Here is a 22,288-nt window from a genome sequence, read left to right on the forward strand (position 1 = left end):
CTTGACTGACCAGCTGCGACTGATGGCCGTGCACGCCCACCCCGACGACGAGTCGAGCAAGGGCGCGGCCACCATGGCGAAGTACGTGTCCGAGGGGGTGGACGTGCTGGTGGTGACCTGCACGGGCGGGGAGCGCGGCTCCATCCTCAACCCGAAACTGCAGGGGGACGCGTACATCGAGGAACACATCCACGAGGTGCGCAAGAAGGAGATGGACGAGGCCCGGGAGATCCTCGGGGTGAAGCAGGAGTGGCTCGGGTTCGTCGACTCCGGGCTGCCCGAGGGCGACCCGCTGCCGCCGCTGCCGGACGGCTGCTTCGCGCTGGAGGACGTGGACAAGGCCGCCGGTGAGCTGGTGCGCAGGATCCGCGCGTTCCGCCCCCAGGTGATCACCACGTACGACGAGAACGGGGGGTACCCGCACCCCGACCACATCATGACCCACAAGATCACGATGGTGGCCTTCGAGGGCGCGGCCGACACCGCGAAGTACCCGGAGGAGGAGTACGGCCCGGCGTACCAGCCGGTGAAGGTGTACTACAACCAGGGCTTCAACCGGCCGCGCACCGAGGCGCTGCACCAGGCGATGCTCGACCGGGGCCTGGAGTCGCCGTACGGGGACTGGCTGAAGCGGTGGAGCGAGTTCGAGCGCAAGGAGCGCACGCTCACCACGCACGTGCCCTGCGCGGACTTCTTCGAGATCCGTGACAAGGCGCTGATCGCGCACGCCACGCAGATCGATCCCGACGGGGGCTGGTTCCGGGTGCCGATGGACCTCCAGCGGGAGGTCTGGCCGACGGAGGAGTACGAGCTCGCGAAGTCTCTCGTCGATACCTCCCTCCCCGAGGACGACCTCTTCGCGGGCATCCGGGACAATGCCTGATATGAGCGCAAGCGCAAGTTTGGCAATGACCCACCTGGTTCCTCTGGCCAAGGAGCTCGACGAGGACAAGGTCACTCCCGGTGTCCTCGGTTTCATCGTGTTCGCGGTGATGGCTCTGGCGGTGTGGGGGCTGATGAAGTCGATGAACCGGCACATGGGGCGGGTGGACTTCCCGGAGTCCGAGGACCCCGGGGGCCGTGGCGGGCGTGAGGGTGCCGAGGTGGCGGGCGCCGAGAAGCGGGGCTGAGGGCTGAGGCGGGCGGCCCTCCGGGGGGTCCGGAGGGCCGTGCGGTGCGTCGGCGCGACGTGTCGGTGTGGGCCGGGGGAGGTTGCGCAGCCCGGCGCTTCCGGGGTGCCGTCGCGCCCACCCTCCCCCACTCTCGGCTTCGCTCGAGCGGGAGGTACCCCCATCGCCCTGCGGCACGACTGCCCGCGGAGGGCGGGGGTGGGGTCAGGTGGGTTCGGTTATGGGGACGCCCATTACCTCTCGGGCGTGGCGGGTGGGGGTCATGCCCAGGTGCCAGGCCTGCCAGCCTGATTCCAGGGTGACGCCGCGCTCCAGGAGGAGCTGGTACGCCTCGACGCAGTCGGCCAGCTTGCCGTCCCGGGTGGCGTGCCCGGCGCGGCCCAGCTGGGAGAGCTCCTCCTGCGCCACCGCCGTACCGACCTCCGTGCCGCCCGGTGCCGCGTACGGCAGCAGCGTGCAGCGCAGGAAGCGCGCCCAGTCCTCGCCGCGCCGGTCGCCGTAGGACGCGAACAGCGTCACTGCCTCGTCGCACAGCGCCAGCGCCTGCTGGGTGCGCGCGTTGCCCGCGTCGACGACCGCCAGCTCCAGACACGTCCACGCCTCGCCGTGCGCCACCCCGATCCGCTGGAAGTCGGCGCGGGCGTCGACCAGGAGCTGGCGGGCGAACCCGGAGTTCCGCAGCGACCCCGTCCGGGCCGCCCGCTGGTCGCGGGTCACCCGGGCCGAGTGGTGCCGGGCGCAGGCCAGCCCGTAGACGTCCCGCATCCGGGAGAACATCGTGCGGGCCCGTTCCAGCTCGCGCACGGCCCGGTCCAGGTCCCCGGTCTCCTCCAGCGCCTGCCCGAGGTAGTACAGGGTCCACGCCTCGCCCCGCGCGTCCTCGTTGTCGCGGTGCCGGGCGGCGGCCCGCCGCAGGTCCTCCACGGCGGGGCCGGCGTCCCCATCCACCAGCCGGGCCCGCGCCAGCTCGGTCAGCGCCCACGCCTCGCCGCGGGCGTCGCGGGTGCGGCCGTACAGTTCCAGGGCGGTGCGCAGCTCGCTCTCGGCGCGCGGGACGTCGCCCCTGCGCAGGTTGAGCTGGCCGAGCTGGAAGTGCGCCCACGCCTGCCCGTGCACGGACTCGCCCGCGCGGTGCAGCACCAGTGACTCGGTCAGCAGGTCCAGTGCCTCGGACAGCCGGGCCCGGTCCCGTTCGACGGCCGCCAGCGCGTGCATGGTCCAGGCGCGGTCCGTGGCCAGCTCGGGAGCCGCCTGCAGATCCAGCGACTCCCGGAGCTTCGCCGACGCCTCCGTCAGGTTGCCCTGGTGGTGCAGGGTGATGCCGAGCGAGGTCAGCGCCCGCGCCGCGCCCGCGTGGTGCTGCGCCTCCCGGTACAGGTCCACCACCGACGTCAGCGTGGTCCGCGCCTTGTCCAGCTCGCCGAGCTGACGTGCCGCGATACCGGTGCGCCACTGCACCGAGCGGACCAGCAGCCCCTCGTCCACGGCCTGCGCCAGCTCGTTGATCTCCCCGAGCCGGTAGAGGTCGCCGCGCAGCAGGCAGTAGTCGCACAGCGCGCCGAGCAGGTTCAGCACCGCACGCCGGTCGACGCCCTCCGCGTGCCGCAGCGCCGCCGTGATGAAGCTGGACTCGTCGTCCAGCCAGCGCAGTGCCTCGTCCAGCGAGGTGAAGCCGTACGGGCTGAAGCGGTCCGAGCGGGTCGACATGTTGCCGTCGACCAGCCGCAGCACCGAGTCGGCCAGCTCGGCGTAGTTGACGATCAGCCGCTCCTGCGCCGCCGTGCGCTCGGCCGGGTCCTCCTCGTCGAGGAGCCGGGCCAGCGCGAAGGCGCGGACCAGGTCGTGCAGCCGGTAGCGGCTGTGCCGTACGCGGTCGATCAGCCCGGCGCGGTTCAGCGCGGTCAGGTGCCGGGTCGCCTCGGCCTCGTCGGTGGCGAGCAGCGCGGCCGCCGCGGCCGCGCCCAGCGAGGCCCGGCCGGCCAGGGCCAGCCGGCGCAGCAGCCGCCGTACGGTCTCCGGCTGGTCGGTGTAGCGCAGCCACAGGGCGCGCTCCACGGGCTCGACCGGCCCGTAGGCGCCCAGGTCGGCGGCGAGGACGAGCGGGGAGCGCGGGCCGAGGGCGGCCCCGGCGATCCGCAGCGCCAGCGGCAGCCCGCCGCACAGCTCCCGCACCCGCTCGGCGGAGTCGGCGTCGTAGGGGCCCGAGGAGTCCTGTGCGGCGGCGGAGAGGAGTTCCTCCGCGCCGGCCGGGTCCAGCGGCTCCACGGGCAGCTGGTACACCCGGGCCGGCAGGTCGTCGGGCAGGCCCAGGGGCGCGCGGGAGGTGACCAGGACCAGGCTGTCGGACCGCTCCGGGATCAGCGTGCGGACCTGCTGCGGGTCGGAGGCGTCGTCCAGGACGACGGTGACCGGCATCCCGGTCAGATGCTGGTGGTACAGCTCGCTCAGCCGCCTGACCTGCTGGTCGGGGGAGGAGCGCTCACGGAACAGCAGCTGTTCGCGGGGCGCGCCGAGCCGGTTCAGCAGGTGCAGCAGCGCGTCGCGGGTGGACAGCGGGGGCTCGCCGGGGCTGTCGCCGCGCAGATCGACGACGCAGGCGCCGCGGAAGTGGTCCTTCAGGTCGTGGGTGGCGTGCAGTGCCAGGGTCGTGCGGCCGCTGCCGGACGCCCCGTGCAGCACGACCACCGTCGGCTGGGTCTCGGTGCTCGCCCGGGCCGACTGCACCCACTGCCGGATCCGCGCCATCTCCTGCCGCCGCCCCGCGAACGGGCCCAGCGGTTCGGGCAGTTGCCCGAAGGACTGCTCCAGCACACTGCGCCCGCGGGCCGCCGCGCTCTTGTCGGCGCCGCGCAGCCGGGGCCCCGCCTTCTTCGGACCGGTGGACGCGGTCAGCACCCGCTGCTGGTCCAGGAACGGGCGGATCCCGCGCACCTCCAGGGCCGTGAGCCACTGCAGCCGCAGCTGTTCCGGCCCGCCCGGCTGGCTCACCGCGCCCGCCCGGTGATGGGCGGCCGGGACATGCGCGCCTGCCACCTTCACCACGGTCGCCGCCGCCCCGACGACGCCGACGGTCACCCCCGCGCCGAGGGCCGTGCCGGTGCCCGTGCCGAGCGCCACGTCGGCGACGACGGCGGCCACCCCGGCCACCCCGGCGACGAGCAGCGGCGTACCGGCACCCTCGCGGGCGTAACGCTGCCGGAAGGTGAGCTGCCCGGCCTCCGCCTCGTCGAGGGCGCGGGTGTACGCCTCGTACTCCTCGGCGGACGTCGAGGCCATCGCGTCGAGCGCCCCGCGCGCCCGTGCCAGCAGCACCTTGCCGTCCGTGCGCCCGCCCGACCGGCGCACCTCCTCCTCCACGGCCCGCGCCAACAGCCGCTCGGCGTCCGACCGATGACTGTCCCGCATGACATGTCCCCCTCCGGCGGCAACTCCCATGCCCACGAGTGTCCTTCGTGCGGGCCGTCAGCGCGAGGGGGCGACGATCAACGGGCGTGCCGGCGCTACCGCTTCACCCGGCTGCGGACCGCGAGGACGGCGAGTCCGAGCAGCGCCGGCTCGGCGACGCGGGAGGCCATCTCGACGTAGGTGCCCGCCGTGGTGAGCTCCTGCCCGGAGGACCGGAAGACCACGGAGTTGATGACGACCCGCAGCGACTTCTCGAACCGCTCGGACGACAGCCGACTGCCGTACGAGCCCTGCGGGTTGACCGGGTCGGGCTTGTCCGTGGTCATGGTGACGCGGCTGCCGGTGACCGTCCCGGTGCTCACCGGCTCGGGGTCGTCCTGGGGCAGGCCCCACAGCATCATCGCCAGCACGGTGGCGACGACGGCCAGGAGCAGCCAGCCGAGCGCCCGCGTCGCCCGCAGGCCGTATCCGGACGCCGCCCAGTACAGGGCGAGGAGGGCCCGTTCGCCCGGCGGCGTGTCGGGGTCGAGGCGGCGCATCTCCATCTCGCCGTAGTAGAAGTCGGCCGCTCCCGGCTCGTCCTTGCCGTCCTCCAGGGCTTTGCGCAGTTGCCGGTACACCGGCGCCAGCGCCGCCGGTCCCCATACGTCCGTGTTACCAGGCGCCCTCGTCCATCCGTCCGCGCCCTGCCGTTCCGCGCGCCAGTGGTGTTCCTCGGCCAGGGTCCTGCGGCGGGTCCAGCGGACCGGCCGCCGGCCGATCCGGCGCAGCCCGGGGGGCGGCGACGCGAGCGGGCAGCGTCCGTCCAGTCTCAGCTGGTCGAGGTGGACCGTCTCCACGAACTGGCAGCCGGTCAGGTCCACGTCGGTCAGGACCAGGTGGGCGGCGTCCGCGCCCCGCAGGGAGGCGACGCGCACAGGGGCGTCGGAGAGCTCCGGCACCTCCAGCTCCCGCCCGTCCGCGACGAACGGGTGGGACCGGCCGGCGATGCTCACCGGGAACTGCAGCACGGCGTCGCTGACGTCGACCTCGGCATGGCGGAGCCGGAGCGCCGCCGTGGAGCTCCAGCGAGTCCTCCGGCAGTGCAGGGTCCCGACCGCCGCCTCGATCGTCACCGCGGACTGGAACTCCGCGTCGGACAGGTCCAGCAGCCGGGGGAACACCAGCGGGCCCAGCACCGTCGTGCGCTGGAAGGTCGCCTTCCGGAAGGTGACGTCGCCGCCGATCTCGTTGCCGCCGAACTCGACGTCGCCGCCGATCGTCGCCCCGGGGAAGGCGGCGCCCTCGACGAAGCGCGTGCCGTTGAACGAGACGTCCTCGCTTAGCGTCGCCGAGTCGAAGCGGGCGTCGTGGTGGAACTCCGCCCCGTCGAACCACGCCTTGCCCGCGATCCTCGCCCCGTCGAAGCGCACGTCGCTCCGGAACAGGGCCCCGTCGAACCATGCCGTGCCGTTGATCTCCGTCTCCATGAAGACGGCCGGCTCGATGAACTCGATGCCGCTGAAGGTCGCGTCACCCCCCACGACCAGTCCCCGGAACACGGCGCTCTTGGTGATCGTCCCGGTCTCGAGCCGGAGTTCGCCGTCGATCCGGGTCTTGTTGAAACAGACGCCGCCGCCGCACTCCACGCCGTCGAGCCAGACGTTCCGGGCGACGGTCGCCCCCACGAAGCCGAGGTCCGCCTCGAACCTGGCGCCGGTGAAGTAGGCGCCGCCGCCGAACGCCGCCCCGTCGAAGGAGACGTCACCCGTGAAGTCCACCCGGGCGAACTGCGCGTCACCGCTGAACTCCGCCTCCTCGAAGTCGGCGGGGCCCAGGCGGTGTCGTCCCGTCGCCGGATCGGTGAGCGCGGCGAGCAGTTCGGTCAGCAGGTCCCGGGTGAACGGCGTGCCCCGGAGGTCGAGTCCGGCGCCGGGCTCCAGCGCGGCCAGGTGACCGGCGCGCCGGTCCACGCCGATGTGGGCGAGGCAGGCGGCGTACGGTTCGACCGGCCGGCCGCGGCAGCGCCGGCCGTCGGCCTCGTGCGCGCACTGCGGCCAGTCGGGCGCTTCGGACGAGGGCGAAGTGATGGTCATCCTCCTGTGGCCGTCGGGGTGACGCCGGGGACGGGACTCATGCGCTGTAGAGGGTGATGACCCTCCGGTCGGCGCCGTTCGGCCCCTCGACCCTCGCCTCCACCAGCCATCTCCCCGGCCCTCCTCTCAGCTCCGCCCGGAACCGGCCCGTCGGGTCGGGGGCGAAGACCACCTCGTCCCCGGCCCGGCTTCCGATGCGCCGCATGACGGCCCGCAGTCTGCGGTCCGCCAGGTTGACGCCCAGGACGGAGGCCTCGAACGGCCGGCCGGCGACGGCCTCCGAGGGGGCGTGCAGGGTGATCCCCTCGTCCCCGGCGAGCATGGCGCTCGCCGGGAGGCCCCTCCTGATGGCGGAGAGCCTCGCCCCGACGGCCGCGGCGCCCGCCAAGTCGGCGTGCCGGACCTCCGTCCACAGCACGTCGTCCCGGTCCTCCAGGGCCCACTCCGCGACGGCGGACTCCCGCGGGACCGTCCCGTCGCCGGGCCCGAGCACGTCGCTCTCCGCCGCGAGGCGCAGCCCGTCGGACGAGAGCCCGAGGGAGTGGACCGTCGGGTGGGCGGTGCCCGCCACGCAGTGCACGCCGTACGGGAGCCGGCCGCCGGCGTCGGTGCGCCGGTGCGCCTCGCGCGCGCCGAGGAACTCCCTGTGGAACGCGAAGGCGTCCTCGACGAGTGCGCCGGGCAGGCCGGGGACGGGGTACCGGCGGTCGGTGAGGGTCCGCCGGCGGCTCTTCCCCGAGACCCGGACGGCGTCGTAGTACGGCAGCATCTGCGCCACCGACGGCAGGCCGAGGGCGAAGTCGCGCAGCACCTCGTTGAGCGGGCCCGCGCCGTCCGCGACGGCGTGGCCGGTCAGCAGCCGGACGGCCCGGGCGAAGCCCTGGTGGGGCGTGCCCAGGGTGACCAGGGCCCTGGCCGACTCCCGGCCGCCCAGGCACTCCAGGTAGTACCGGCCGGCCAGGCCGCCCGTCGAGTGGCAGACGAGGACGACCCTCGGGTCGTCCGGGCGGTCCGGGTAGTGCGCGCCGACCCGCTCGCCCCACCGGGCGAGCTCCCGCTCCACCCGGGTCCTCAGCCGTTCGGCGATCAGCCGGTGGGACAGGCGCCAGTCGTACGCGAAGGGGACGAACTGGTCCTCGGCCGGATCACCGAGCGCCGCCCGGATGTCGGGATGGCCCATGGAGGAGAGCAGCCCCGGCATCGCGTCCGGGGCCGTGCTCAGCGCGTCGGCCGCCACCCGGTGCGGCTCCCCGGGCGGCGCGTCACCGAGACCCGGCGGAAGGGCCAGCTCCGCCAGCGCGGCGGAGGAGGGCCGGGACCGGAGCAGGGCGTCGCCGGCCTCGCCCCACAGGTCACGCCCGGCCCTGGTCAGCCGGCTGCCGAGGAATCCGGGTACGAAGACCACGAGGTCGTGCTCCATCTGCGCCCTCCCGAGTCGCACTGGCCGTAGGTGTCGTACGTGTCGTCACGGGCGGGCGGGGTCCGGCGCGAAGAACGCGTGCGGCAGCCGGATCAGATCGCACCGGTCGTTCCCCTGGAGCGCCACCACCAGGCCCCGCGGATCCGGCGCGGCGTCCACCGCGTGCACGGTGTAGCCGCGCCACGGGACGCCCTCCCCGTGCAGCCACGCCCTGGCCCGCACGTCCCACACGCGCGGCGCCGTCCACTCACCGCAGACCAGCAGCACGGGCCGCTCCGGAGGGCCCGCGAACACCAGCGAGGTCACCGCGGGGAACTCGCCCGGCAGCCGCTCCGGCGGCTTGGCGTACCCGGCCGAGCAGTCCTTCACGTGGACCCCGCCGTCCACCCAGGCCAGCAACGGGAAGGACTCCTCGTCCTCCGGGTCGTACAGCTCTCCGAGCGCCAGATGGGCGGGGAACACGTCCGGCACCCGGTGTGCGAGCCGCGGGCGCTCCCCGTCGTGCTCCCACAGCCGGATCTCGTCACCGACGTCGGCGGCCAGCCAGTACGTCCCGTCCCGCATGGACCGGGCGTCGAGGGAGCAACAGCGCAGGCCCGCCGGGGTCGGCTCCCCGGTGCGCCAGCCGCGGGACGCGTCAACGGGCATGTCCCCGTGGACGATGCGCCCCTCGTCCGGCACGTAGACGCGCAGCCGGGTCGCGGCGCCGTCGACGACGAGACCGAGGGAGGGGACCTCCTCCCCGGCGTCCCCGCCGAGCGTGAGGTCGTGGTGCCTCCCGGCGGTCAGGTCGGCGGACAGACGCCACAGCCGTACGGTGCGTTCCGCCGCCGCGACCACGAACCAGGCGCCCGCCGCGTACACCGCGTCGACGGCGGTCACCGGCTTCCGGTGGGTGAGCACGGTGGCCGGGGCGTCCGCCGGGGCGCCGGCGCCGGGCCGGGACACCAGGATCCGGTCGCCCCGGGTGCGGCACAGCAGCGGCGGCCCGTCCGGCGCCCCGGCCAGGGCGACCACGGGTCTCTGGTTGCTGGGGCGCCGCCGTGTGCCGCGCCCGGCCGTGAGGGCGGGACCCACGTCGAGCATGCGGATGTCGGCGCCGTCGGCCACGGCGAGCAGTCCCTGTCCGCCGGGTTCGAACGCCATCGCCTGATCGCGGGGCGCGGTCATCCGGAACGCCGCTTCCCGTCCGGGGTCCTCGACGGCCCAGACCCGCACGGTGACCCCTTCGTAGCCGGCGAGGAGCAGGTCGTCCCCGTGGCGTCCGAAGACGAGCCCGCGCGCCGGGGAGTCGAACCGCCGGACGAGTTCCACGGCCGGCGGCGCGAGGGGCGCCGAGTCGTCCGTGCGGCAGCGCCAGACCCGTACTTGGCTCCCGTCGGCGACCGCGATCCAGCCGTGCCGCGCGCCGCCGGGCGCGGACACCGGCGCGGCGGTCGCCGCGGCGGCCAGCGCGGGCGCCCCGAGCGCGTCGAGGTCCAGTTTCCCGGCGAGCAGCCCGCCGGAGCCGGCGGTGCCGCGGTCGACCTCGAGCAGCGCGGCCCGGTCCCCGGCGACCAGGGCGAACAGGCGGGGGCCCATGGGGAGCGCGGCGAGCCGCTCGGCGTCCATCATGCGGATGTCCGTCAGCGGGGTGCCGGGCCGGCGCAGGCCGCCCTTCCAGGACCACATCCACATCCGCTGCCCGTCGGCCGCCAGCACGACCGTCTCCGAGGCCCGTTCGGCGGCGGCCAGGGCGCCCACGGCCCCGCCCCAGCGGTAGACGTGGTCGGGCAGCCGGGAGCCGGAGCGCCAGAAGTAGACGGCCCGGTCGTCGCGGGCGACGGTGGTCCAGTGCGGTCCGGCGCCCACCTCGCGCACCTCGGTGAGGGCGTTCCCGCGCTCGCCGGACGTCTCCCCGGTCCGCCGGGTCAGCAGCCGTTTGCCCGACTCCGGGTGCAGGACCAGGATCTCCCCGCGCCCGCCGGCGGTCAGCGTGCCCCCGGCCACCGGTTCCGCCGCCCCCGTGCCGGCCCGCCAGCTCAGCGTCCGCGCCCCGCCCAGCGGGGCCGCGCGGCGCCATTCCAGGGGGTCGGGCGGCATGTCGGTCCAGTACTCCTGCCACGGCAGGAACCCCTCGCCGTCCAGCGCCCGGTAGGCCGCGTCCCGGTGGCTGACGAAGGCGGTGGCCCGCAGCAGCGCCCGGCGGGCCACCGGGGAGGACAGGTCACGGAAGGCGTCCCCCACCCGCCCGTAGAGCGCCGCCCCGTCGCAGTCCCGGGCCAGCGCGGCGGCCGGCGGCAGCATCACGTCCGGGTCGGTGCGCAGCAGGAAGCCGACGTCCTCGAAGAGGCCCCGCAGCTCCTCCGGCCCGACCTGGGCGGCGTGCGCCCCCAGGTAGTCGAGGGTGTAGGGGTCCGCGCCCGCCCAGCCGTCCCCCGCCTGCGCGCGCAGCGCCGTCACCACCCTGCGGTGGGCGGCCCGTACGTCGAGTCCGGCGCCGGTGAGGAAGAACTCCCCGTAGCTGGGGTGGGCCAGGTGGTAGGCCGTCCCTCCGCCGTGCGGGGCGGTCTGGGAGGCGATGATGCCGCCGTTGGCGCTGCGGCACACCTGCCGCAGGTCACCGAGGGTCAGCTCGGTACGGTCCGGGTCCCGTAACGCGTTGGCGAGGGAGAGCCAGGTGCGGCCCGGGGCCAGTCCGCGGCCCTGGATGACCGCCAGCGGGCGCAGGACCTCGTGCGCCCGCTCCGCTCCCCGCTGCGAGGAGAGGTGGCCGACCTCCTCGGCGAGGCGGCGGTGCAGGTCCATGCCGCCGGACGCCATCCACGACGACAGTTCCGCCTCGGTGGCGATCAGCGGCCGGCGGGCGAGCTCCGTCGCGGCGAGACGGGCCACCAGGAACGAACCCTGGCTGCCGGACGCGACGAGGCCCGCGGTCCACACCCGGTCGGCCTCCCGCTCCGGCCCCCGGTACGGGGAGCCCTCCGTGCCGAGCACGGACCGGGTCATCGCCGCGATGCTCGACCTCGCCTCCTCGTCGTCGCCCAGCAGCACCGGCTCCACGCTCTGGTCCAGGGTGGACAGCAGCGACTCCTCCTCCGAGGGCGCCGCGGAGCGTCTGCGGGGCTGCGGCCGTGTGCCGACGACCACCCGTACGCCCCACAGTTCCGACAGCGGGTTCAGCAGGTGCCGCGCGATGTCGTGGGCCTGGTCCGGGAGCGCCTCGTCGAGCGCGTCGAAGAGCAGGTTCAGCGAGCCCGCCCGGGAGACGAGGGCGTCGACCGCCGTGCGGCACTGCTCCGGGGTGACCGGTCCGGCGGGCGGCGCAGCCATGCCCTCCAGGGGTGACAGGACCGTCCACAGGGCGGTGACCAGCGAGTGCAGCGACTGGCCCTTGCAGCTCAGGGCGGCGTGGACGGTGCCGGGACGCGGCAGCGTCGACGGGTCGACCTCCGGGCCGAGGGTCTCCCGCCATTCCGGCAGCGAGGTGAGGGCGAGCCGGCCGAGCAGGGCCGTCTTGCCCGTCCCCGCGAGACCCGTCACGGCGAGGAGCCCCCTCGGGTGGGTGTCCATCCAGCGCACCACCCTGCCCAGGGCCCGGTGCCTGCCCGCGAAGTGACGGCTGAGGTGGCCGCCCTCCTCGACCCCGAACTGCGCCGCCGCCTCCCACGACTGGCGTCCCGTCAGCACCGCGGGGGTGTGCACCCGCCGTTCGCCGTCCTGGAAGTGGGGGTTGTCCAGGAAGCTGTTCGGCAGCGACCGGATCTCCGTGTGGCCGGGGCGCTGCGCGGTCTCGTCGAGTCCGGAGGCCGCGGCCACCGCGTCCACCCCGTCCAGCAGGTACGGCAGGGGCAGATAGAGGGCGGAGGGTTCGAAGGGGCGGGCGTGGTCGGGGGCCACGAAGTCCGGCTTGGCCAGCGCCTCCTCCAGCCACCCCACCCAGCGCCCCTCGGGGACGTCGGCCTCGAACCCCGAGGTGCCGACGACGACGAATCCGGTGCGCCGACTCTGCCGCGCCCGCTCCACGCTCTCCCGCTCCAGGCGCAGCGCGTGGCGCAGGGCGTCGGAGAGGTGGCCGCCGTGGGAGGAGCAGGCGTCGACGACCAGCAGGGTGTCGGTCTCGCACTCGGGGTGCAGCAGCCGGTCCACGAGATCGGTCAGGGCGAGGGCGCGCTCCGGGGCGAAGCGGCCGTCCTCCCAGGAGTCGGCGCAGGCGAGGAAGTAGCCGTCGTCCCCGCGGTGGACCCCGTGCCCCGTCCAGTAGAGGATCTTCCGCTCGGCGTCGTGGGCCAGGAAGTCCTCCAGCCCCTCCCACAGCCGCCTGCGTCCGGCTCCCGCCCCGTCGACGCGGACGCTCTCCCCGAAGCCCAGCGAGCCCTGCGCCACCCGGGTGAACCGGCCGCGCACCTCCGCCACGTTCCGCAGCCGCAGCCGCCGACGGGTGTCCGGGTCGGGATGCGCGTAGTCGGACACGGCCACGGTGCCCACCAGGGAGGAGGACCGCCGTGCGGACTTGACCAACGCCAGGTGAACGCCCACATCACTCCGTATCATGACGAGGTCCTGCAGCCAGTTACCTGCTTCAACGAAGCTTACTGAAAAGGGTGTTGATAATGCGTCGGGACAGGTTCACGGTGATCGGCAGGGAAACCGGCTGTCATATCTTCGAGGGTGACGGAACCCGTCCCATCCGCGAGGCCGACATACGCGTCAAGTACCGCGGGACGCGGGTGGAGTTCCCGGAGGAGATCGGCGGCTGGCGGCACGCCGTCCAGGAGGAGGAGCGGCGCAAGGAGGCCCTCGGCCTGCCGCACCGCTGGAACAACGACCGCTTCGCCGTGGAGCGGGTCGTCGTGACCCGCACCCACCTGGCCGAGGAACCCGTCGTCACTCTCACCCTGCAGGACGCCGACTACTACGACTTCCTCACCACCTCCCTCAACCTGGAACGCAAGCAGCGCAACGGTCTGACCCTGCGCAAGCAGTACCTGGAGAGCGAGGACCCGGTCCACGCCCCGGCGTGGATGAACTGCAGCTTCGGGGTCAACGTGGCGCTGGAGACCGGCAGGGACGGCAAGATGCTGTTCTCCCGGCGCAGCGCCCATGTGGCCGGGCCCAACAGCAGCCGCTGGAACTCCTCCGCCAACGAGGGCATGGCCCGCAAGCACGACCTGCCCGAGGACGGCAGCCCGATCAGCCTGCACGCGGTGGCCCGCCGTGCCCTGTTCGAGGAGCTGGCCGTGCACGCCACCGACGAGCTGGACCTGGAGCTCCTCGGCTTCGGCCTGGACCTGGACAACCACCAGTGGGCGGCGTTCTTCCGCGCGGTGCTGCCCGGCCTGGACGAGGACACCCTGCGGCTGCGCTGGAGCCGCGGCGTCACCGACAAGTGGGAGCACGACCGCTTCGAGTTCGTGCCCGCGGATCCCGAGTCCGTGCTCGGCTTCATGGCCGGCGAGCCGGCCGAGCGGTGGACCCCGTGTGCCCCGGCCCTCTTCTACCTCGCCCTGGTGCGCGGCGCCGTACGGCGTGCGGGGGGCGACCCCGCCGCGCGCTTCGAGGTCGAGACGGCGGAGCAGCGGGTCGTCGAGGCCCGCAGGCCGTAGCGGCGTGCCCGGGGGACACGGGGGCGGCCGCGGCGTCGCCTGTTCCCCGGGGCGCGGCCGGGTGCGCGAGGATGGACGCATGGCGAACCGACTAGCGCAGGCCACGTCCCCCTACCTCCTCCAGCACGCCGACAACCCCGTCGACTGGTGGTCCTGGTCCGAGGAGGCCTTCGCCGAGGCGCGCCGGCGCGATGTGCCGGTGCTGCTGAGCGTCGGCTACTCGAGCTGCCACTGGTGCCAGTGAACCCGCAAACCGAGTAGTCCGCGGCCCGGGGAAAGCTGACCGGCTGGCTGCACTTCCTGGCGCTCAGGCCCACAGCCGCGCGGAGCACCTCTGCTGCCCAGGGGAGGATTGTTGTGTGGAGGCTGACGGTCTCGCCAGATAGCTGGAACTCCGAGGCAGGTCGGGCATATCCGGAGCTGGAAGAGCGAAACTAGGGTGCCGTCTTCCACCGTCTGAGAGTATGGCCGCGGCTGAGCCGGCGCGCCGCTGGAGCGGTGTTCGCTGAGGTCGGCACGGCCTCGCCAGACATGGTTTGACCGAACGGGAGCCCAGGTGTCGTTGGAACGGTTCTCGCTGGAGAACTATCGCTGCTTCAGGGAGAGACAGGAGGTGGAGCTTGGAAGGATCACCGTGGTGCTGGGCCGGAACAATTCCGGCAAGAGTGCGGTCGTGCGAGCGCTCCCGCTCCTTTCCCTCGGTATCCGCGGCGACTCCCCGTACCCTCTGGACCTGGACCTGATCCAGGGCTTCACTCCTTCGTTCGCCGATCTGATCCACGGCTCGTCGCCCCATGGGCACATTCGCCTGGGAGCGTCGATCGGGCGCGAGGACGGCGAGACCGTCAGTGCCACCGCCGAGGTTCAGAACATCGCCAACCAGGGAATGCAACTGGTCTCCTCGGTGCAGCTCTCCTGCAGGGCGGAGGTCGCGAACTTCTCCTGGATCCCCGGCATCGACGCCTACTCCCCGGAGAAGCGCGCGTATCTTGTCGACGGCCAGGAGGCCAAAGTCGGATTTCGCGGGCTGCTGCCCGATCCGGCCGACTGGCCGGACTCCGTCGGCGGTGTCAGCGGCGTCACTGGGCTCATTCGGGAAGGCCTCGACGAGATCCGGTATCTGGGTCCGTTTAGGAAGAGCCCGAAGCGTTTCTTCCGGTCTCCGGCCAGAAGCCTGGGCAGCGTCGGCTATAGGGGTGAGAGGGCGCTCGGCATGCTCGCCGCGGACGAGGTGTACGGGCGCGGTCTGATTGGCCGTGAGGTGAACACCCTGCTGGAAAGCATCTTGCCCGGGTGGCGCCTCGAAGTCACCGACGTCGGCTCCGGGATGTACATCCCCAAGCTGCGTTCCCTGCGCGACCCCGATCTCGTCGTCCACATCGACGACGTCGGCACCGGTGTGGTCCAGTTCCTGCCGATAGTGATCCAGCGGGCCGCGGACCGCGTGGAACCGCCCGCCGGGCCGGTGATCGAGATCGTGGAGGAGCCCGAACTCCATCTCCATCCTTCGGCGCACGCCGCGATTGCCGATCTCTACGTCGAAGCCGTGCAGGGGTCGCAGGTGCGCTTCCTGGTGGAGACGCACAGCGAGAATTTCCTCCTCAGGCTGCGCCGACGGGTCGCGGAGCGGAAGCTGGCGCCGGAGGACGTGAGGATCTACTTCGTCGAGCAGGCCGAGGGGGCCGCCACCCTGCGGAAGATCGAGGTGGACGCCCTCGGCAACCTCGACTACTGGCCGCGGGGGGTCTTCGCGGAGGACTTCGAGGAGGTGCGCGCCCTCGCGGACGCGCAGGCGAATCGGATCGACGATGCGCGTTGAGATTCCCGTCGACCTGTTGAAGGACCATCAGGGTGACGAGAACGCGGAGCTCATATTGAAGCTGATCGCGTTCTTCAGGGAGGCGCGGCACGAGTGGGCGATCTCCCCGCATGATGTGGACGCCGTCCATACGTTCCTGGTGCGTCACCTCCCGGTCCTGGCGCAGAGCTACCTGCTGCTCGCGCAGAAGGCGAGCATGGCGCAGGCCTGGGCGCCGCAAATGGGGACCACGGGCGTGGTCAGGGTGGCCGGCGAGACGCTCGCGGCGGACATCCGCGACCTGGAGCGACCGGCCGTGCTGGTCGTGGAGAACGCGATCTACGACTGGCAGATGATTGAGGCGCTTGCACGCCTGCTCGGCTGCGAGGACGTCGTCGACGCCAAGGAGGGCAGCCGCCTCGGCGTGTATAACGGAGGTGGCAAGGATGGGGCGACCCGGCACGCCGTCGACCATGCCGCGCAGTTCTGCCGTACCAAGCGTGTGGTCCTCGTCATCGACAGCGACAGCTTTCACCCCACGGACCGGACCGGCAATCATGAGAAGGCCGAAACCGCGGCCCGCCAAGGTGTGAGGGCGCACGTCCTCAGCTTCCGGGAGATGGAGAACTACATTCCCAACCGGGTCCTGGCCCGGCAGCCGAAGAAGACGGTCGGAATGTCCTCCATGGCCAAGCGCCTGGAATCCCTCAAGACCTTCTCGTCCGAGCAGCGTGCCCACTTCGACATGAAGCACGGGTTCAAAGGGAAGCCGCAGAAGGGTGCCGACCAAAAGGGGCGCCACTCCGGGAAGGCCGGAACCACCTACGTCATCCCGCCGCGCCACGGTGATCTGTACGACGAAGTGGCGGAGCAGGATCTCATCACCCTGCAGGAGGGATTCGGGACGGACTTGCCGGATCTGTTCCTCCAAGAGGTGAAGCGCGGCGGCATATCGGAGCGGGACCTGGACGGCCTGGGCCCTGGAGCGAAACAGGAATTGCGATCGATGTTCGAAACGATTCGGGGCGTGATCTGAGCATGGGAGACATCGAGGTGGTCAAAGATATCTCCGTAGTGCCGGAGGTCCACTTCTTGGAGCAGGTCCTGGAGCGGATCGCGCAGGGCGAGCTGCGGGTGCCGAAGTTCCAGCGTCCGTTCCTGTGGCGCCCCGAGCAGATGCTCCAGCTCTTCGACAGCATGGAGCGCGGCTACCCGATGGGCAGCCTGCTCATCTGGGAGACCACCATGCCGCTCGAAAGCCTCGACACCATCGGTGGGCGAAGGATTCCGCCGGCACCGGAAGGGGCGAAGGTCGCTTATGTCTTGGACGGTCACCAGCGGCTCTCAACGCTCTTCGGCGTCCTCCATCGCTCGGCCGAGGCCCCGCGGTCCGTGCGTCAGGAGGACTGGATGTGGTGGGTCTACCGGCCGCTCGTCCGGTCGGAACACGACGGCGTGCGCTACCGCCACTGGAAGAGCGGCGAGCCGGTGCCCAGCCACTTCCTGCCCATGCGGTCCGTACTGGGGACCCTGGACTTCCTCGAATATGCACGGACGCTGTCCGACGTCTCCCACTCCCGTGAGGAGGCCGACCGCCTCACCAAGGAGAGCGAGCGCATCGCGAAGCGGGTGAAGAATTACAAGGTCTCCGTGGTGCGTATGGAGGGCGGCACTCTCCAGCAGGCCATCGAGGTCTTCTCCAGAATCAACAGCAGCGGTCAGAAGATGCGTCCCGACCAGATGGTCTCCGCACTGACCTACGGGACCATCGGCTCGGAGACGCTCAGCGACAAGATGGAGGAGATCAAGGGGCGGATCGCCGCTTCGGGCTTCGGCGAGATCCCGATCATGACGATCTTCCAGACCGTCCTCGCGCTGTCTGGCGAGGAGGACGTGCAGCGGGACACATCCTGGGAGACGATGGCCCGCAAGGTCCAGGGCCAGCTCATGACCGCGGTGGAGGACACCGACCTGATCCTTCAGCAGGTGGTCGAGTTCCTACGGCAGGAGGTCCAGGTCCCGCTGGCTCGCCTGGTTCCCTACAACATCCAGATCATGCTGCTCGCCGTCTTCTTCCACTTCTCCGACAAAGTCGAAGCGGAGCAGCGGGTCAAGCTCCGGCACTGGTTCTGGACCACGTCCCTGGCGGGCACCTTCGCCGGGTCCACCACCACCCAGGTCCGGAACTTCATCAAAGAGGTGAAGGCCTTCGCCCGGGGCGAGGGTGGGCTCAGCTACTCCGCTGAGCGGGCCCGTTCCTTCCCCGAACGCTTCGACCTGCGCAGCGCGCGCGTGCGCGCCTACCTCCTCTGGGACCTGCAGACGTTCCCGGACCGGAAGAACCTCGACGGCGGTACCGCCAACGTGCTGGAACAGCTTGCGACGGCGCACAGTGAGACCTATCGACACGTGATCACCCAGAGCGGGGTCCCTGAGGCTTCCAGTCCTGCCAACCGGATCGTCATGACGACGCCGCCGGGCGTGTCGATCCGGCAGGCGCTCATCAGGCTCGCGGAGGACGGGCGCACCGACATCCTGGACTCGCACGGAGTCAGCCTTGCGTCCATCGAGCACCTCAAGGCCGACGAGTTCACCGAGTTCATCCTCGTCCGGCAGCAGGAACTAGCGGCGCGGGAGAAGCAGTTCATCGAGAGTCTGGGTATCAAGTCGGCCGACAAGGAGGTCGGTGAGGCCGACATCGACACCGAGTGAGGGGTAGCGAGCCCAGGCTTGTACAGCCTCGAAGGCGCAATGCGGCTTCACCGCCACCGCCCTGGAGCGGCAGCCGGCATGGGATCACCACCTGCCTGTGTCTTGTCCGAACCGGCATGGCCGTGCGGGATGCCTCTCCCGCACGGCCATACTCATCACACGAGTTTCTGCACTCGACTCGTGAGGATCGGCCTAGTTTCCCGTGTCCTCTTGTATCGCCGCCGACGGTGACGTCAGCCCGTTAACGTTGATGAACCGCAACTGGATACCAAGACTTGGCTCGCTTCTTGGACGGCTGCCTTGTGGGGCGTACGTCCGCGTGCCCTTGAGTAGTTCTTGACCGGAAATTGCTGAACGATCGCGTACGAGCTGGAGTGGCATCCGCACGTGGTGCAATGTAGTCCACAGTTAAACAATGTCCCGATTGATCCTCGAAGCACCGTGATGTGGGCGCTGACGGTCAAGCGTCGATAGCGGGGCGACTTCTCGGTGCCTTACAAGAGCCCAAGATCGACCGTGATGGAGAAAGGTGTATTGGTCTTCACCGTGCCGGTGAACATCTCGCCGTCCCTGTATGCCTTGGTGGCGGGATCGAGAACGTACGTGTAGATGATTGGGACGCCGGTGGCGGCCTGTTCGACCCGCCAGTAGAAGGGGATGCCGGCCTTGGCGTACTGGTCGACCTTCACGATCCGGTCCGTGGTCTCCGAACCGGGCGACACGACCTCGACGACCAGGAGTACGTGCTCGGGGCGGGTGGGAGTGAGGTCGATGGTCTCTGCCCGGTAGACGATGACGTCCGGACGGCGGTTGGTGAGCGGAACGTCCTGTAGGCGGACGTCGAAGTCCGTGTCTGCGTTCCAGTCCGGTCCCGCAGCGGCGTCCATGGCATTGGCCAGGATGCGGGCCAGCCGGTTGTGCCTTTTCGAGGCGCTCGGGCTCACGACGACCATCCCGTCCACGATCTCGATGCCGGCGCACTGCTCCTCGGACCAGGAGTCGTACTGCTCCGCGCTGATCTGCGTATGCATCCACGCAGGCGCCACCATCTCGGCGGACATGGTGTACCTCCTTCGAGGGGCCTCGGCAGGTCCGGCGCTGTTGCGCCCAGCCTACTGTTCCGAGGTGCCGGGCTGCCCGATTCGAAGGAACGCCGGGAGGAGTTCCACCCGAATCTGAGGTTAAGGAGCCGCCCCCCCACGTGATGGCCCATAAGTGCAATTCGGCCGAGCGGGACGGGCTCGTCAGGGTTTCACGGGCCACGTCAGGCACTGTGAGAGGCTGGGTCGCATGAACCGGTTGGCTGGTATGACCTCGCCTTATCTGCTTCAGCACGCCGACAACCCCGTCGACTGGTGGTCCTGGTCCGAGGAGGCCTTCGCCGAGGCGCGCCGGCGCGATGTGCCGGTGCTGCTGAGCGTCGGCTACTCGAGCTGCCACTGGTGCCACGTCATGGCGCACGAGTCCTTCGAGGACCAGGCCACCGCCGACGACATGAACGCGCACTTCGTCAGCGTCAAGGTGGACCGCGAGGAGCGCCCCGACGTCGACGCCGTCTACATGGAGGCCGTGCAGGCGGCGACCGGGCAGGGCGGCTGGCCGATGACCGTGTTCCTCACGCCGGACGCCGAGCCGTTCTACTTCGGCACGTACTTCCCGCCCGACCCGCGGCACGGCATGCCGTCCTTCCGGCAGGTCCTCCAGGGCGTCCACCAGGCGTGGGCGGAGCGGCGCGGCGAGGTCGACGAGGTCGCCGGGAAGATCACCCGGGACCTGGCCGGCCGGGAGCTGTCCTACGGCGACGACCGGGTGCCGGGCGAGCAGGAACTCGCGCAGGCGCTGCTGGGGCTGACCAGGGAGTACGACCCGCAGCGCGGCGGGTTCGGCGGGGCGCCGAAGTTCCCTCCGTCGATGGTGCTGGAGTTCCTGCTGCGCCACCACGCCCGCACCGGCGCCGAGGGCGCGCTGCAGATGGCGGTGGACACCTGCGAGCGCATGGCGCGCGGCGGGCTCTACGACCAGCTCGGCGGCGGCTTCGCGCGGTACTCGGTGGACCGTGACTGGACCGTGCCGCACTTCGAGAAGATGCTCTACGACAACGCGCTGCTGTGCCGGGTCTACGCGCACCTGTGGCGGGCCACGGGCAGTGAGCTCGCGCGCCGGGTGGCGCTGGAGACCGCCGACTTCATGGTCCGCGAACTGCGCACTCCCGAGGGCGGGTTCGCGTCCGCGCTGGATGCCGACAGCGACGACGGCACGGGCCGCACCGTCGAGGGCGCGTACTACGTGTGGACGCCCGCGCAGCTGCGTGAGGTCCTCGGGGACGACGACGCGGAACTCGCCGCGCGGTACTTCGGGGTGACCGAGGAGGGCACCTTCGAGGAGGGCGCCTCGGTGCTGCAACTGCCGCAGCTGGACGAGGTGTTCGACGCCGGGCGGATCGACGGCGTCCGGGAGCGGCTGCTCGCGGCGCGCTCCGCGCGGCCCGCGCCCGGCCGGGACGACAAGGTGGTCGCCGCCTGGAACGGCCTCGCGATCGCGGCGCTCGCCGAGACCGGGGCCTATTTCGACCGGCCGGACCTGACGGAGGCCGCCGTCGCCGCCGGTGACCTGCTGGTCCGGCTGCACCTGGACGAGCAGGCCCGTATCGCCCGCACCAGCAGGGACGGCCGGGCCGGCGCCAACGCGGGGGTGCTGGAGGACTACGCCGATGTCGCCGAGGGCTTCCTGGCGCTGGCGTCGGTGACGGGCGAGGGCGTGTGGCTGGAGTTCGCCGGGCTGCTGCTCGACCATGTGCGGGCCCGCTTCGCCGATCCGGAGTCGGGCGCCCTGTACGACACGGCGTCCGACGCGGAGCGGCTCATCCGGCGTCCGCAGGACCCGACCGACAACGCGGCCCCGTCCGGCTGGTCGGCCGCCGCGGGCGCCCTGCTGAGCTACTCCGCGCACACCGGCAGCGCGGCGCACCGCACCGCCGCCGAACGGGCGCTGGGTGTGGTGAAGGCGCTCGGCCCGCGTGTCCCGCGGTTCATCGGGTGGGGGCTCGCGGTCGCGGAGGCGCTGATGGACGGGCCGCGGGAGATCGCGGTGGTCGGTCCGGCGCTCGACGACCCGGCCACGGCGGCCCTGCACCGGACGGCGCTGCTCGGCACCGCGCCCGGCGCGGTGGTCGCCGTCGGAACACCGGAGAGCGACGAGTTCCCGCTGCTCGCCGGCCGTCCGCTGGTCCAGGGCGAAGCGGCCGCCTACGTCTGCCGCGACTTCACGTGCGACGCCCCGACCACCGACCCCGCCCACCTCCGGACAACCCTCAGCGACTGACCCCGCGCTCGGGTGGGTACCCCTTGGGGGTACCCGTTCCGGCGGGTGGCCGTGATTCCGTCAGGGGAGTCGAGTCGTTGGTTTCAGTGGGGGGCGGGGCGGGAGGCCACCGCTCGTTCCACGATCGCGACGAGCTGGTCGTGGTGGGCGCCCTTCCAGTAGGCGCGCCCGCACTCCGCGCACTGCGCGAAGACGTCGTACGTGCGGTGCGTGCCGCCCTTCAGCTGGTCGGCGACGTCCTCCTTGCTGGCCTTGCGCAGCAGCCCGTTGCAGGCCGTGCAACGGCTCCACGGCCGCAGCTCGGGCTGGAACCGGTCCAGCACGTACGTGAGTTGCTCCTCCGGCCGTGTGCTGTAGACGAACGCCCCCGCCCACAGCTCCCGCCGCCGCAGCAGCCCCCGGTCCCGGCTGAGCATGACCCGCTGCTCCGCCGCCGACCGCGCGGCCAGCGCCGGATCGCCGATGTCCGTCGACTCGTACGCCGTGTCCACGCCCAGCAGCCTCAGCCGGCGGGCCAGCGTCCCGAGGTGCACGTCGAGCAGGAACCGCAGCGGCGCGCCCGGCACCCGCTGCGGATGCGCGACGGCCCGCACGGTCACCGACTCGCCCGCCTCCGGGACGTGCGCCGCCGGCACCTCGCGCCCGTCCACGAGCAGCGCGCCGACCTCGGTCAGCGGGACGCCGAGGGACTCGACGACATGACCCAGGCTGGAGACTCCGTCGGTGGCGGCCTTCGTGGCGCCGGTGGGGCGTGCCCGCGGGACGAAGAGCAGCAGCTCGGGGGCGAACTCGACGTGGATCTCGGGACCGTTCACCCGGCCAGGATGCCATGCCGGGTGAAG

General features: G+C 72.0%; 13 protein-coding genes and 1 pseudogene. 8 read left to right on the forward strand and 6 right to left on the reverse strand.

Translation table 11 applies throughout. The annotated features are described in order from the left end of the window. Position 1: 1 nt before the first annotated feature. Positions 2–883 carry a mycothiol conjugate amidase Mca gene (gene mca, locus CNQ36_RS22440; protein WP_004926492.1) on the forward strand — a complete coding sequence of 294 codons (882 nt, stop codon included), beginning with the start codon at positions 2–4 and terminating at the stop codon, positions 881–883. Then, positions 876–1,130, forward strand: coding sequence for a hypothetical protein (locus CNQ36_RS22445; protein WP_163013333.1), 255 nt, complete (start codon positions 876–878; stop codon positions 1,128–1,130). Before mca ends, CNQ36_RS22445 begins: the two co-directional genes overlap by 8 nt. Before the next feature lie 204 nt (positions 1,131–1,334). Here CNQ36_RS22445 and CNQ36_RS22450 read toward each other — a convergent pair whose 3' ends face one another. From CNQ36_RS22450 to CNQ36_RS22465, 4 genes are all read right to left on the reverse strand, one after another. Next, positions 1,335–4,535, reverse strand: a complete 3,201-nt coding sequence (locus tag CNQ36_RS22450; protein ID WP_121547305.1) for a tetratricopeptide repeat protein — start codon at positions 4,533–4,535, stop codon at positions 1,335–1,337. A 95-nt stretch (positions 4,536–4,630) separates the two neighbouring features. Further along, a complete protein-coding gene (locus CNQ36_RS22455) occupies positions 4,631–6,610 on the reverse strand; it encodes a pentapeptide repeat-containing protein (RefSeq protein WP_121547306.1) in 1,980 nt (659 codons plus the stop codon). 37 nt (positions 6,611–6,647) lie between these two features. After that, positions 6,648–8,030, reverse strand: a complete 1,383-nt coding sequence (locus CNQ36_RS22460; RefSeq protein WP_121547307.1) for an esterase/lipase family protein — start codon at positions 8,028–8,030, stop codon at positions 6,648–6,650. A 45-nt stretch (positions 8,031–8,075) separates the two neighbouring features. Next, a complete protein-coding gene (locus CNQ36_RS22465) occupies positions 8,076–12,563 on the reverse strand; it encodes a peptidase C14 caspase catalytic subunit p20 (RefSeq protein WP_121547308.1) in 4,488 nt (1,495 codons plus the stop codon). 59 nt (positions 12,564–12,622) lie between these two features. On the opposite strand from CNQ36_RS22465, the gene CNQ36_RS22470 reads away from it, so the two are divergent. From CNQ36_RS22470 to CNQ36_RS22490, 5 genes and pseudogenes are all read left to right on the forward strand, one after another. Beyond that, complete coding sequence (locus CNQ36_RS22470; RefSeq protein WP_040906258.1) at positions 12,623–13,615, forward strand: hypothetical protein; 993 nt, start codon at positions 12,623–12,625, stop codon at positions 13,613–13,615. A 79-nt stretch (positions 13,616–13,694) separates the two neighbouring features. After that, positions 13,695–13,853: pseudogene (locus tag CNQ36_RS22475) on the forward strand (DUF255 domain-containing protein); the annotation flags it as partial. 318 nt (positions 13,854–14,171) lie between these two features. Beyond that, positions 14,172–15,434, forward strand: coding sequence for an AAA family ATPase (locus CNQ36_RS22480; RefSeq protein ID WP_121547309.1), 1,263 nt, complete (start codon positions 14,172–14,174; stop codon positions 15,432–15,434). Beyond that, positions 15,424–16,449, forward strand: a complete 1,026-nt coding sequence (locus CNQ36_RS22485) for a hypothetical protein (RefSeq protein WP_121547310.1) — start codon at positions 15,424–15,426, stop codon at positions 16,447–16,449. Before CNQ36_RS22480 ends, CNQ36_RS22485 begins: the two co-directional genes overlap by 11 nt. A 2-nt stretch (positions 16,450–16,451) precedes the next feature. Beyond that, positions 16,452–18,125, forward strand: a complete 1,674-nt coding sequence (locus tag CNQ36_RS22490) for a DUF262 domain-containing protein (RefSeq protein ID WP_121547311.1) — start codon at positions 16,452–16,454, stop codon at positions 18,123–18,125. Between the two features lie 494 nt (positions 18,126–18,619). Here the strand turns inward: CNQ36_RS22490 and CNQ36_RS22495 are convergent, their stop codons facing one another. Beyond that, complete coding sequence (locus CNQ36_RS22495; RefSeq protein ID WP_121547312.1) at positions 18,620–19,186, reverse strand: Uma2 family endonuclease; 567 nt, start codon at positions 19,184–19,186, stop codon at positions 18,620–18,622. A gap of 229 nt (positions 19,187–19,415) precedes the next feature. Between CNQ36_RS22495 and CNQ36_RS22500 the strand changes: the two genes are divergently transcribed. Beyond that, positions 19,416–21,446: a thioredoxin domain-containing protein gene (locus CNQ36_RS22500; protein WP_121547313.1), complete on the forward strand. Its 2,031-nt coding sequence runs from the start codon at positions 19,416–19,418 to the stop codon at positions 21,444–21,446. An 83-nt stretch (positions 21,447–21,529) separates the two neighbouring features. On the opposite strand, the gene CNQ36_RS22505 is transcribed toward CNQ36_RS22500, so the two are convergent. After that, positions 21,530–22,261: a Mut7-C RNAse domain-containing protein gene (locus CNQ36_RS22505; protein WP_121547314.1), complete on the reverse strand. Its 732-nt coding sequence runs from the start codon at positions 22,259–22,261 to the stop codon at positions 21,530–21,532. Positions 22,262–22,288 lie beyond the last annotated feature (27 nt).

The organism is Streptomyces fungicidicus, assembly GCF_003665435.1.
GTDB classification, from domain to species: domain Bacteria; phylum Actinomycetota; class Actinomycetes; order Streptomycetales; family Streptomycetaceae; genus Streptomyces; species Streptomyces fungicidicus.